12 protein-coding genes are annotated in these 12,670 nt (G+C 45.2%); 3 read left to right on the forward strand and 9 right to left on the reverse strand.

Annotated features, from left to right (window positions below; translation table 11 throughout):
• Positions 1 to 2: 2 nt before the first annotated feature.
• From LAQ65_RS15485 to LAQ65_RS15515, 7 genes are all read right to left on the reverse strand, one after another.
• Positions 3 to 854, reverse strand: coding sequence for a pirin family protein (locus LAQ65_RS15485; protein ID WP_224117902.1), 852 nt, complete (start codon positions 852 to 854; stop codon positions 3 to 5).
• A gap of 33 nt (positions 855 to 887) precedes the next feature.
• The gene (locus LAQ65_RS15490) at positions 888 to 1,607 is read right to left on the reverse strand and encodes a pirin family protein (RefSeq protein WP_224117903.1); all 720 of its coding nucleotides are present in this window, start codon (positions 1,605 to 1,607) and stop codon (positions 888 to 890) included.
• Between the two features lie 112 nt (positions 1,608 to 1,719).
• Positions 1,720 to 2,511, reverse strand: a complete 792-nt coding sequence (locus LAQ65_RS15495; RefSeq protein ID WP_224117904.1) for a segregation and condensation protein A — start codon at positions 2,509 to 2,511, stop codon at positions 1,720 to 1,722.
• Positions 2,512 to 2,597: 86 nt separating this feature from the next.
• Complete coding sequence (locus LAQ65_RS15500; RefSeq protein ID WP_224117905.1) at positions 2,598 to 3,641, reverse strand: DUF3078 domain-containing protein; 1,044 nt, start codon at positions 3,639 to 3,641, stop codon at positions 2,598 to 2,600.
• Between the two features lie 74 nt (positions 3,642 to 3,715).
• On the reverse strand, positions 3,716 to 4,114 hold the full coding sequence (gene mscL, locus LAQ65_RS15505; RefSeq protein ID WP_224117906.1) for a large conductance mechanosensitive channel protein MscL: 399 nt from the start codon (positions 4,112 to 4,114) through the stop codon (positions 3,716 to 3,718).
• 89 nt (positions 4,115 to 4,203) lie between these two features.
• A complete protein-coding gene (gene frr, locus LAQ65_RS15510; RefSeq protein WP_224117907.1) occupies positions 4,204 to 4,767 on the reverse strand; it encodes a ribosome recycling factor in 564 nt (187 codons plus the stop codon).
• A 39-nt stretch (positions 4,768 to 4,806) separates the two neighbouring features.
• Complete coding sequence (locus LAQ65_RS15515) at positions 4,807 to 5,937, reverse strand: glycosyltransferase family 4 protein (protein ID WP_224117908.1); 1,131 nt, start codon at positions 5,935 to 5,937, stop codon at positions 4,807 to 4,809.
• Between the two features lie 185 nt (positions 5,938 to 6,122).
• Here LAQ65_RS15515 and LAQ65_RS15520 point away from each other — a divergent pair, with 185 nt between their 5' ends.
• Positions 6,123 to 6,959, forward strand: a complete 837-nt coding sequence (locus LAQ65_RS15520) for a transketolase (RefSeq protein ID WP_224117909.1) — start codon at positions 6,123 to 6,125, stop codon at positions 6,957 to 6,959.
• Positions 6,960 to 6,981: 22 nt separating this feature from the next.
• On the opposite strand, the gene LAQ65_RS15525 is transcribed toward LAQ65_RS15520, so the two are convergent.
• Positions 6,982 to 8,211, reverse strand: coding sequence for an FtsX-like permease family protein (locus tag LAQ65_RS15525; RefSeq protein WP_224117910.1), 1,230 nt, complete (start codon positions 8,209 to 8,211; stop codon positions 6,982 to 6,984).
• A gap of 11 nt (positions 8,212 to 8,222) precedes the next feature.
• Positions 8,223 to 8,609 (reverse strand): ribosome-binding factor A, encoded by a 387-nt coding sequence (locus tag LAQ65_RS15530; RefSeq protein WP_224117911.1) that lies wholly within the window; start codon positions 8,607 to 8,609, stop codon positions 8,223 to 8,225.
• A 99-nt stretch (positions 8,610 to 8,708) separates the two neighbouring features.
• Between LAQ65_RS15530 and LAQ65_RS15535 the strand changes: the two genes are divergently transcribed.
• Positions 8,709 to 10,526, forward strand: coding sequence for an ABC transporter ATP-binding protein (locus LAQ65_RS15535; protein ID WP_224117912.1), 1,818 nt, complete (start codon positions 8,709 to 8,711; stop codon positions 10,524 to 10,526).
• A 23-nt stretch (positions 10,527 to 10,549) separates the two neighbouring features.
• The gene (locus LAQ65_RS15540) at positions 10,550 to 12,664 is read left to right on the forward strand and encodes a S9 family peptidase (RefSeq protein ID WP_224117913.1); all 2,115 of its coding nucleotides are present in this window, start codon (positions 10,550 to 10,552) and stop codon (positions 12,662 to 12,664) included.
• The last annotated feature ends 6 nt before the right edge of the window (positions 12,665 to 12,670 follow it).

The following is a 12,670-nucleotide window of genomic DNA, read 5'->3' on the forward strand; positions in this document are numbered from 1 at the left end:
TATCAGTATTCCAGAACGCCCATTTTACCATCCTGGTAATCGGCCATCTTTTCCTGGATCTCTTCAAAACTATTCATCACAAATGGTCCGTAACTAACCACTTTTTCGCGGATCGGTTCACCCCCAAAAAAGATAAAACGGGCGGGTTCGGTAGCTGTTACGGCTACCTGGGTACCATTCATTTCAAAATTCAATAATTGGGTTGCTTTCAACAGGTTTCCCAAAACAGATAACTGCCCTGAAATCAGGTATAATGCCGATGAATGATTTTCTGCGACTGGAATCGTTAGCACTTTACCAGGCTGTAATTCGATATCATAATAGAACATGGGGGTATGTGTACTCACAGGGGATGCTTTCCCGCCGTATTCACCTAGTAAAACCTTCACCCTGGCTAATTCTGTATTAATTTCTGGCAGGCTGTCTCCGGAAAAGTGACGGAAAGACGCAGGAAGCCCTTTTTTTGCAGCCGGAAGATTAATCCAGACCTGCATCAGTTCCAGTTCGCCGCCTTTTTCGAGGAAAGCATCGGTGGGACCTTCAGAATGTACCACCCCCTTGCCTGAAGTCATCCAATTCAGGTCACCACCCTTTGCCACCTGCTCGTTCCCCGCACTATCGCGGTGAAAGAATTCACCTGATATCAGGTAGGTTACTACTTCAAAACCAGCGTGCGGATGGGGTGGGATGCGGATTTCAGCACCCGGATTAACCCTGGTCCTAACCATATGGTCAATGAATAAAAAAGGATCCACCCGGTTCAATTGCCGTGTAGGCAAAGCACGCAATACTTTGTTTTTTCCTACAAACTCCACTGATGCATCCACTATTTGCGCAATTGTTCTTGTAGCCATAGTCATTTTTTTTAAGATGGTACCCTGGTTTAATCAGGCTTCCCCGATCATTGGTATTTCAATAGCCAGGATTTTCGAATTTGCAGCAACAGAAATACTGGTTTCCTCTGCCTCCCAAACACCAATTGCGTCCCGGTCCGATAGTTTCTGCCCGGCAATTTCAATACTGCCTTCCAGGAGGAAAAAATATACCCCATTCCCCTTGAACCTGTTGGTATAACTGATGGTTTTACCAGCCTCAACTGTGGCTAATGAAAAAAGGCTGTCCTGGTTGATCCAAACGCCGCCATCTGCAACATCCGGACTCACCACTACCTGCCATTGATTTTGGCGGCCTGATTCGTTAAAGGCTTTTTGCTCATACCGGGGCTTGATATTCTGCACCTTAGGGTAAACCCATATCTGCAGGAAATTTACCTGGTCGGTCTTGGAAGCATTGTATTCAGAATGCTGAATGCCACTACCTGCACTCATGATCTGCACATCACCGGTATTAATGACCCCATCGGTACCCGTACTATCCTTATGGGCCAGCGCGCCTTTCAGGGGGATCGAAACAATTTCCATATTATCATGGGGATGGGTACCAAACCCGGCTCCGCCCCTGACAATATCATCATTTAATACCCGAAGGGCGCCGAAATGCACTTTTTCAGGATTATACCAGTGGCCGAAACTGAAAGAATGGTGACTGTTCAGCCAGCCAAAATCTACTGCCCCGCGTTCTGCTGAAGGGTGAAATATCGTTTTCATGATCAATTGTTTTATTAGTGTTTAAACATCAATATACGTGCCATATGAAATTTACTGCCAATATGTCCTCCACCCGCCGGGTAATACCCGGCGGGTGGACAAAACATTCATCTTATTCTTGTCCGGGGAAAATAAATTCAAAATGGTCTTCCTCACGTTCATCGTTCCATTCAACGATGAAATTATTGCGGCCTTCCCCGATCATGATGCGCATATATTTTTGCTGCACCAATTCCAGCATTCCCAAAAATGAGAATATGGCATGGATACGGTTCTCACAGTGCTCAAAGAGTTTTTCGAAGGAGAGGGTCTTTTTTTCACGGCAAAGTACAAGCACGTTTTCACGGCTTTGCTCCATGGTATAGTTGTACTGCACTACAGTATGCACAGGTTTATTGTTCCTGTCGTATACCTTCTGCATCACTTTTTCAAACGACTTCATCAGCTTGAACAGAGTAATCTGCTGGATTTCAGTTCCTTCGGAAGCGTCCTCACCGATAGTACTCAACTCGCGGGTAATATTTCCCCGCTTTACCATCAGCATCCTTACAGCTTCCATTTCAGCGAGTTCGGCTGAGGCTTGCTTATATTTTTTATATTCCAGGATCTTATCGATCAGTTCCTGCCTGGGGTCAATTTCGTTGCCCTGGGCATCAATTTCCTTACGGGGCAATAGCATTTTTGCCTTGATGCGCATCAGGGTCGAAACAAAAAGGATAAACTCGCTGGACAATTCAATGTTCAACTTCTCTTCACCGTGTATATAGTCCAGGAAATCTTTGATAATCCGGGTAATTGGAATATTGTATATGTCTAACTCATCCCGTTCAATAAAAAACAACAACAGGTCGAATGGTCCCTCAAATTGGGGCAACTTGATTTGGTAAGAGATATGAGTAGCCATACAACACAAATTATTTAAGAATAGAATGTCCCGGCGGGTAATTTACTAACCTGCCGGGACATGACAAAGGTACAATTATTTAAGGCTTATAACTTAGTCATAAAACCTACGCCCAGTAAGGAGCGGACCTGCACGCGGGCAGCATCATGATTCGGACCGAACTGGCGGGTATCGTCGTCGTAAATCAGGTCAAAATTATAGGTAACGCTAAGCCATTTGTTCACTTTCATCGCAATAGTGTTGGTCCAGAAAATATCGATATTCCCTGGTTTGGCTGGTTTTTTCTCATTTGTAATAGGATCAGCTTTTGAAAGGTAGTTGGAGAAAAAGTCAACACGGGATTTATAGGTCACATTTTTGAAAACTTCCTTTAGGAAATTGGCGGATAAATAAGCGCCGGCCTCAAATGATACTTTACGGGCCGCATTCACCCCATATAAAGCTGAAAGTGGCGTTTCCTGACCCCCGTCGGGTAATGGGATCTGACCATCCGGATAATAATAGCTATAAGGATCATTGGTAACAATAACCCAGCGGGCAGAGAATGGTGAAATCATCATATTGAAATACTTTGCCGGCTTCCATTCAAAACCGGGTGAAAGCAGCAGGTAAGAAGGGGCAAATAAGCCGGATGTCCGCCGCTTAAGCCCTTTACCGAGGTAATCATATTCATAACCATCTGTAAACTGGGTACGCAGGTTTAACACGCCGGCAAAAGCCCAATGTTCATTTAACTGATGACCCATTTTACTGTAGAAATCAATTTTATCATTTGTTTTCCGGGACCCCTGGGAACTTGTTTTCTGCATGGCATAGCCTAAATCGAGGGTATTGTTCCAGAAGAAATCACCTTTCCTCTTGTTAGCAAAAAGTGTTGCAGCAGCTGAAATGGAAAAAGAGGAATGTTCTGCACCTGCTGCCCAGTTACTGCTGTTTCCCTGGGCCAGGGCCAGCGATACAAGACCACCCTTTCTCCAGCCTTTAGAATTGTACTTATAAGTAGTATCGTCGTACGTAGCTTTTTCAGATTCCTTTTTCATCCCCGCAACTACCTGGTCCTGGGCAACGAGCAAAGAAGGAATTAAAACTATGGATAATGTAAAGGATACTAACCACTTAATCTTTCTCATGAAAACAGTTTAAATTAAAAAGGCATCCTGATAACGATCAAAATGCCTTTGCAAATATATATACCATTTATTGTTTATTTCTTCAGGCTGTCGCGAATTTCCGTTAGCAACTGTTCTGATTTAGTTGGCGGCGGAACGGCATTGGGATCTTTGCGCAAAACTGCCTTAATAAATGCATAACACACCAGTGCAACAATGATAAAATCGAGGGTGGAAGTAAGGAATGCGCCATATTTAAAGGTGATGGCTTCAGAAACAATATTGTTGCTGGCGTCCAATTGGGCACCCTTCAAGGTCCAGGTCATTTTTGAAAAATCCTTGCCCCCGGTGAGGATACCTAAAATGGGGGAAACCAAACCCTCAGTAAAACTTCCCACGAGTTTTGAAAATGCGGTACCCATCAAAAAGCCTATAGCTACATCAACCAGGTTGCCTTTAGTGGCAAATGCTTTGAAATCTGCAAGAAATCCCATAAAATTTAGTTTATTGGTGAAGGATGGAAATTGCTGATCCAATACTACGAAACTTATTATAATATATTCTTCCGATCGCCGGATATCCCTTAAACAGACATTATTTCTTTCTCCTTTGTAGCCAAATGTTTATCGACTAAAGCAATAAATTTATCGGTGGTATCCTGTGTATCCTTCTCCGCATCTTTGGCAGCATCTTCGCTTAATCCGTCCTTTTGCAATTTCTTTATCTGCTCAATAGCATCCCTGCGGATATTGCGGATGGCCACTTTTGCATGTTCCCCTTCACCATTACACCGTTTAACCAACTCTTTCCTCCTTTCCTCTGTCATTGGTGGCAGGAACATCCTGATAATAACACCATCGTTCTGCGGATTAATACCAATATTGGAATTGATGATGGCACGTTCAATAGGTTGCAGCATATTTTTTTCCCACGGTTGCACTGTTATGGTGCGCGCATCAACTGCAGATACGTTAGCAACCTGGTTAAGCGGCGTAGCTGATCCGTAGTAATCGACCATGATGCCATCGAGCATCTGCGGACTGGCCTTCCCTGCACGGATTTTGAGTAATTCAGCCTCAAGGTGGGCAATTGCTTTTTTCATGGATTCATCTGTAGTATCCATGATAAATGATAGTTCTTCTGACATTGCTTTTAAATTAATCGAGGCAAAACTAAGGAAATGCCTTTATTTCCGCTGTAATACTGCGTCTTCTGTAAGGGGAACAATTTTGGAAGGATTTGAATTGCCTTTAATCTGGTTGGCAGAGGTTACGAATAAGCGCGGGCTCTTTTGCCTGAAATAATACATCGCCCCGATGAGGCTGAAGAATATGGCAAACAAAATAGCCATAATCCAATTGCAGCCGATGTTCCGCAATAAAAATACAATTCCCACCCCTATTGCGTTTAGGGTTAGGAGTAAGATGGAAATTGTACGGTGCGAAAACCCGTTATCAAGCAATAAATGGTGAATATGGTTACGGTCGGGAGAGAAAGGTGACCGGCGCTTAAACATCCTTATACCGAATACCCGCAGTGTATCCAGCAGGGGCACCATCAAAATACCAAACCCAACGGCAGGTGCTGAATTAAAATGGAAACCGGAAGCGGGGTCCGCTGCAATATTGATGAATTTAATCACGAGTACGGCATTGATCAGCCCTATTAGTAAGGATCCGGTATCACCCATGAAGATGCGCGCAGGCTGGAAATTAAAAATCAGGAAAGACAGTATTGATCCGGCCAGTGAAAAAGCCAGCACAGCATCTGCCGTATGTCCAACACTTACAAAATATATCCCAAATACACTGGTGGATAAGAGACCAAGGCTACCTGCCAATCCATCTATGCCATCTATTAGGTTAAATGAATTAATAATTACTATAACAGTGAGGTAGGTAAACACTAAACTGAAGGAATTGGGCAGGTTGTAAATTCCCAGGAACCCGTGCATATTGCTGATTTGCAGGTTGCCGTAATAAATCAGGATAAATGCAGCAAGTACCTGTCCTATAAATTTCTTAATGGGGGAAATTACGATGATATCATCTTTGAGTCCGAGGTAGAAAATAACCACAGCGGCGGCAAGGAAATACTGGAGGTCTTTCCCTTCCTGGAAATTGGCAATCAGCAAAGTGGCAAATGCGAATCCGGCAAAAATTCCTAACCCACCCAGGGCTGGAATTGGTGCCTGGTGTACTTTTCGTTCATCGGGGATGTCATACAGCTTCTTCATTGCTGCAACCCTAATTATTACAGGGATAGCCAGGAAGGAAATTGCGAAAGATAACGTTAAAGCTAATATTACATCAAACATGAAACCAGGTTTGTTGAGACGAAATTAAAGGTAATTATTATGGCAGCCCTAACGGCAGCAAGATAATTCAAAACCAGCCAAAAAATCGGCTTACTACAGTTTAGAACGAAAAAATCGGGCCAATTAGTCTTAAAGGGCATAAACAATACCGTCAAATGGGTTAGATTTGCCCCACAATTTTGTATATGGCTAGTTTACAGGAGATTGCCTCCCAAATAAGACGTGATATTGTTCGGATGGTACATGGTGTTGCCAGCGGGCACCCGGGTGGTTCATTAGGTTGTACAGATTACCTCACCGCCTTATATTTCAAAGTGATGGAACACAACCCTTCCTTTGATATGAATGCCACCAACGAAGATGTTTTTTTCCTCTCCAATGGTCACGTTTCCCCTCTTTTTTATTCTACCCTGGCACGCTCAGGCTATTTTGATATAAAGGAACTGTCAACCTTCCGCAAATTAAACAGCCGCCTTCAGGGTCATCCGGCCACTCATGAACACCTGCCCGGTGTAAGAATGGCCAGCGGGTCACTCGGTCAGGGTATGAGTAATGCCATTGGCGCCGCCCTGGCCAAGAAGCTGAATGGCGATACACACCTGGTATTTTCCCTTCATGGTGATGGCGAACTGGATGAAGGCCAGAACTGGGAAGCAGCTATGTTCGCGGCCCATCACAAGGTGGATAACCTGATTTCCACGATTGACTGGAATGGCCAGCAAATTGATGGCCCGACTGCTAAAGTCATGAACCTGGGCAACCTGGATAAAAAATTTGAATCCTTTGGATGGGAAGTGTTGATCCTGGAAAAGGGAAATGATGTGGATGCTGTGGTTGCCATGCTGGAAAAAGCGAAGACCCTAACCGGGAAGGGTAAACCCATCGTAATCCTCATGAAAACTGAAATGGGTTACGGTGTTGATTTTATGCAGGGAAGTCACGAATGGCATGGCATTGCACCTAATGATGAACAACTTGCCAGGGCATTGGCACAATTGCCTGAAACGCTGGGGGATTATTGAGGGTGAGCGGTGAACCAACCTGCTAATTCCCACTCCGAAGTTCCACAGGCTCTAAAGCGGCTTTCCGTGCAGGGAACCAGGCTGCTAAAAATGCAACGACAACAACAGTTGCAAGCACCAGCAGGAAATCGCTGATATGGAATTTAACAGGATAGTAATCAATTACAAAGCTGCCCCCTTCGAGGGTTACCAGTTTATATTTAACCTGCGCCCAGCAAATAAACAGTGCGAGCACCATTCCGGCCAGCGCACCTAAACCGGCGAGCAAAAATCCCTCACTGATAAATATCGTTTGTATCCTGCCGTTAGAAGCCCCCATGGCTTTCAAAACCTGGATATCTTTTTGCTTTTCCAGCACCAGCATGGTTAATGAACCGATCATGGTAAAGGCCGCCACCACCAGGATAAGGCAGAGTACCCCGTAAATAACCCATTTCTCCATTTGCATAATACTATACAGGCCCTGGTTTTGTTCGTACCGGGTTTGCACCCTGTATTGTTTTCCAAGCAACTGCGACAATTGCTGCTGAACCCGGTCTTCTTCATTTTTATCGGCAACCGCAATTTCAACACCGCCGTATTCATCAGGTGCCAGGTTGAGCATCCTTCGCATAAATGGCAGGTTGGTAATCACATACTTATTATCAAAATCCTGTTGTATGGCGAAAGCCCCGGAAGTGTACATATTTTCAGCGCTCAATGACTGCATGGGATCAGCTACGTTCAGGCTGGCATCCCTTTTAGGCAGGTATACTGTTAACGGGAGCAGGTTTTGTTCACTTAGTACACCAAGGGCATTTTCAATGCCTACCCCCATAACCGAAAACGGTTTGTCGGCATCACCCAGTTCAAACTTCCCGGCTTTCAATGTTTCAGGCAGCGTAGTCACTTTTCCATAGGCACTGTCCACTCCCTTCAGGTATACAATCGTTTGTGCCTCCCCGTTTTGCAATAGTGCCTTCTCCTCCATTACAAGGGAGAATGATTTTACCCCGGGAACCTGGCCGATCGCCCTGAGCTGTTCTGCAGATAAGTGCATAAGCTTGCCACTTGCAGGAACCACCTTTATATCGGTGTAAAATGTTGCATAGAGCGACTTCACAAGGTCTTCAAAGCCATTAAAAACACTAAGCACCACAATGAGCGATGCGGTGCCTACAACCACTGCCGATACACTCACCCAGGCGATGACATTAATGGCATTGGTCGATTTTTTTGACTTGAAATAGCGCCAGGCAAATAAAAAATTCAAAGCAGCTGGTTTTATTGTTCTGTTGATGGCGTTTCCCCTTTTTCATCATGTTTGATCTGCCTGAAAATTTCTTCCATCTTATATACCTGGTCGAGTGTTTCATCGAGGTAATAATGCATTATGGGAATCCTGCGAACCTGGTGTTTAATGGAACCGGCCAGTTCACGCTTGATTTCCCAGGCACGGTCCTCAATTTTTTTCATTGCGGCGGCGCGGTCCTTAACCTGGAAAAGACTCAGGTATACCCGGGCTTCCAGCAAGTCGGGGGTCATTTTTACGGAAGAAATCGACACCATGCCTCCATCAATCATTGTTAACCCCAGCCGCTGGAATATGCCGTTTAATACTTCCTGCACTTCCCCGGCCACCTGTTTCTGTCTTTTCGTCTCCTGTTGCATAGCGCTGATTTGGTGCAAAGATGCGAATCTTAACCGGCATTTAAGTACCCCCGCAGGCAAATTAGCGTAGCTTTGCAACTTCTTATTACAAAAAACAGAATGAAAAATTTCTCCAGGATCCTTAAATATCTGTCAGACAAAAAGGGTGGTATCGCCCTTTATTTCCTGTTCAACCTGTTATCCATACTCTTTTCCCTGATTTCTCTGGCAATGCTGGCTCCATTCCTGCAATTACTTTTTGGCAAGGAAAAACTGGTGGATGTTAAACCGGTTTCAGGTTTTTCTGCTTCCGGCCTGATGAGCTCACTCAAATACCAGCTTAGCCAACTGATCCAGGCGCATGGCCCCGTTTTTGCCCTTGCAGCAATTTGTATTACGATTATCATTACCATACTCCTTAAGAATATTTTCCTGTATATGGGGTTCCGGACCATGACCCCCATGCGGAACCAGGTATTAACCAAAATCAGGGCGGACCTCTATAACAAGATACTGGAACTGCCTATTGGCTTTTTTACGGAACAGCGCAAGGGTGATATCATTAGTCGCATGAGCAACGACGTGAACGAGGTGGAATGGAGTATTATTGGCGCCCTCGAAACACTTATCAAGGAACCGCTCACAATTATCATCATCCTCGTTTCGCTTATTTTACTGAGCCCCGCACTTTCGGTGTTTTTGCTGGTGCTGCTTCCCGCAACCGGTTTCATCATCGGCCGCGTAAGCCGCTCCCTGAAAGTGCAATCCACGGATGCACAGGAACAGCAAGGACTATTATTATCTGTCCTGGATGAAACCCTGGGGGGCCTGCGGGTCATCAAAGCTTTTAATGCCGAAAAAATTATAGGCATCAAATTCTTTGGCATCAACAAAAAGCTGAACCATATCCGCAATGCCATGAATTTCCGGCGTGACCTGGCTGCGCCGATGTCGGAATTCCTGGGCGTACTGGTTCTTACAGCCATCCTGTGGTTCGGGGGCAAACTGGTATTGCACAACGAAGTATTACAGGCCGATGCCTTCATCACCTATATTGTTTTCTTTACCCAGATCATCAATCCGGCCAAGTCATTCTCCAATGCATTTTACAATGTACAACGGGGAAGTGCAGCCGCTGAACGCATTGAAGCTATCATACAGGCTCCGGTTACCGTCCGGGACGCACCGGGTGCTAAGGAATTAACCTCTTTTAACCAGGCCATTGAATTCAGGAATGTCTCTTTTTCGTATGAAGACACCGTTATACTCGATAATATCAACCTGGTCATTGAAAAAGGTAAAACAGTAGCCCTGGTTGGTTCATCGGGATCTGGAAAATCTACCCTGGCCGACCTGGTACCCCGTTTTCATGATGTTACAAGCGGGGAGATTCTGATCGATGGCATCAACATAAAAAATTATACCCTGCATTCAATTCGCGAGCAATTGAGTATTGTTACGCAGGAGCCTATTTTGTTTAATGATACAATCGCCGCCAATATTGCGCTGGCCCACCCCGATTCTTCCCCGGAGGAAATTGAGCAGGCAGCCAAAGTGGCCAATGCCCACAATTTTATAATCCAGAAGGAAGAAGGTTACAATACAAATATTGGCGACCGGGGCAGCAAGCTTAGTGGCGGTGAAAGGCAGCGTTTAACCATAGCCAGGGCATTACTAAAAAACCCGCCGATCCTTATCCTGGACGAAGCCACTTCATCACTCGATACAGAAAGTGAGCGCCTCGTGCAGGAAGCCATTGACAACATGATGCAACACCGCACCAGCCTGGTGATTGCACACCGCCTTAGTACAATCCGCCATGCCGATGAAATTGTGGTGCTGCAAAACGGGAAGATTGTTGAGCGCGGCAGCCACGACAGCCTCCTGGAACAGCATGGATTTTATAAGCGGTTGGTGGATATGCAGGAAGTCAAATAGTTTTACCATATAAAACCTCAAGGATGAAGCAAGCTATTTTGTTTGCGGCAGTGATTACTACGTTTACTGTATCGCAGGCACAGCAGAAATCTATCAGTGTTGAACAGGCTTTCAGGGGTGCGCCCACTAACCTTACCCAGCCCCTTCCAACAATCGGTAATTGGACGGACAAACAACATTACCTCGAATCAAGGAAGGATGCAGATGGCAAAACAAGCCAATTCCTGGTGGATGTGAAAACGGGCAATGCAAGCCTGTTTACCGGCGCCACTCCTGCGGAAAAAGCTGTGGCCGTCCCTGCCCTCGCTATTGTTGGCGCACGTAACCAGACCGCATCGCCGGATGGTAAATTTTTTGCTTATACCAAGGCCGACAATAACCTCTATATAATGGAGATTGCCACTAAAAAAGAAAAGCAGGTTACTGCTGATGGCAATGATTCCATTTTAAACGGATATGCTTCCTGGATTTATTATGAAGAAATACTGGGCCGGCAAAGTCATTATAAAGCTTTCTGGTGGAGCGACGACAGCAAAAACCTGGCGTTTATGCGTTTCGATGAAAGCGGTGTTCCTGTGTTTCCTATTTATGTTGCTGATGGCCAGCACGGTTCACTGGAAAAAGAACGCTACCCAAAACCCGGCGATAAAAATCCTACTGTAAAAATCGGCATTGCTCATACCGGCAATGACCAGGTAAGCTGGGCTGATTTTAATGACCAGGACGACCAGTATTTTGGTACGCCTGCCTGGGCCCCAACCGGCCAGCTCTGGATACAATGGCTGAACCGCGGGCAGGATAATTTAAAGTTATATGGTGTTGATGCTTCCAGCGGACAAAAGACCCTTATTTATGAAGAGTCCCAGAAAACTTGGATCGACCTGGATGTTTATGACCGCATCACTTTCCTGTCGGATAAAAAAGGGTTTATACTGAAGAGCGATGCCAGCGGATGGAACCATTTATACCTGTATGATATCACCGGCAAGCGCCTGGCGCAACTCACTGATGGTGAATATTCCGTTGGCGGTGTGTTGCAGGTTGATGAAAAAGGGAAACGCGTTTATTTTAATGCGCGCAAGGAAAACAGCGCCCGGTGGGACCTGTACAGTGTCGGGCTGGATGGCAAAAAAATGCTGCGCCATTCCTTTGGTGAATATTCTTTCAGTGGCATGAACCTGTCGCCTGATTACAAATATTTCATTACCACTTATTCCAATATCCAGACAGTACCCACAACAGCGCTGGTTGATATAAACGGGAAACTGGTCCGTGAAATTGGTACAGCCAAAGGTCCCGAAGCCGGCAATTACAACCTGCCGAAAAAAGAATTGATAAGGGTTAAATCTGCCGACGGATTATTTGATTTACCGGTACTGATTACCTATCCCATCAATTTTGACCCGGCTAAAAAATATCCTGTCCTGGTAAGTATTTATGGCGGCCCCAATGCCGGCCAGGTTTACGACCAATACCGTGTGAGCCCTTCAGAAATCTGGTGGGCGCAGGAAGGATTGGTACAGGTGAGCTTCGACAACCGGAGCAGTGGCCACTTTGGCAAGAAAGGCATGAACTATATTTTCCGCCAGTTGGGTAAATATGAAATAGAAGATTATATGGCATGCGCCAGGTACATGAAATCACAACCATGGGTAAACGACAAAAAACTGGCTATCACCGGTGGCAGTTTTGGCGGGTACATGACCTGTATGGCCATGACTTATGGTGCAGATGTATTTGATTACGGCATTGCGAATGCCTCTGTAACAGACTGGCAATTGTATGATACTCATTATACGGAAAGATATATGGATACGCCTGCGGAAAACCCCGAAGGATATAAAAATACTTCGGTGCTGACTTACGCCGACAAATATAAAAGCGGACTGCGTATCGTTCATGGTACTACAGACGACAATGTGCACATGCAGAACAGTATCCAGTTCATCAATAAACTGGAGGACCTGGGTAAACATTTTGAGATGATGGTTTATCCCAACGAACGACACGGTATCGGGATGAATAAGGCCACCAAAAGGACCCACCTGGTGAATGAAAATGCCAATTTCTATTACCAGTACCTTTTGGGGAAACCAATGCCCGATGCCTTCTGGAAAAAAGAATCCAAAGCTTTTTAATTTACC

Source organism: Flavihumibacter profundi, assembly GCF_020076305.1.
Taxonomy (GTDB): domain Bacteria; phylum Bacteroidota; class Bacteroidia; order Chitinophagales; family Chitinophagaceae; genus Flavihumibacter; species Flavihumibacter profundi.

Excerpts from the sequence above, each read along its gene's own strand:
- frr (WP_224117907.1), bottom strand. The coding sequence starts at position 4,767 with ATGTCAGAAGAACTATCATTTATCATGGATACTACAGATGAATCCATG.
- LAQ65_RS15500 (WP_224117905.1), bottom strand. The coding sequence starts at position 3,641 with ATGAGAAAGATTAAGTGGTTAGTATCCTTTACATTATCCATAGTTTTA.
- LAQ65_RS15485 (WP_224117902.1), bottom strand. The coding sequence starts at position 854 with ATGGCTACAAGAACAATTGCGCAAATAGTGGATGCATCAGTGGAGTTT.
- LAQ65_RS15530 (WP_224117911.1), bottom strand. The coding sequence starts at position 8,609 with ATGCAACAGGAGACGAAAAGACAGAAACAGGTGGCCGGGGAAGTGCAG.
- mscL (WP_224117906.1), bottom strand. The coding sequence starts at position 4,114 with ATGGGATTTCTTGCAGATTTCAAAGCATTTGCCACTAAAGGCAACCTG.
- LAQ65_RS15490 (WP_224117903.1), bottom strand. The coding sequence starts at position 1,607 with ATGAAAACGATATTTCACCCTTCAGCAGAACGCGGGGCAGTAGATTTT.
- LAQ65_RS15515 (WP_224117908.1), bottom strand. The coding sequence starts at position 5,937 with ATGTTTGATGTAATATTAGCTTTAACGTTATCTTTCGCAATTTCCTTC.
- LAQ65_RS15535 (WP_224117912.1), top strand. The coding sequence starts at position 8,709 with ATGAAAAATTTCTCCAGGATCCTTAAATATCTGTCAGACAAAAAGGGT.
- LAQ65_RS15495 (WP_224117904.1), bottom strand. The coding sequence starts at position 2,511 with ATGGCTACTCATATCTCTTACCAAATCAAGTTGCCCCAATTTGAGGGA.
- LAQ65_RS15540 (WP_224117913.1), top strand. The coding sequence starts at position 10,550 with ATGAAGCAAGCTATTTTGTTTGCGGCAGTGATTACTACGTTTACTGTA.
- LAQ65_RS15520 (WP_224117909.1), top strand. The coding sequence starts at position 6,123 with ATGGCTAGTTTACAGGAGATTGCCTCCCAAATAAGACGTGATATTGTT.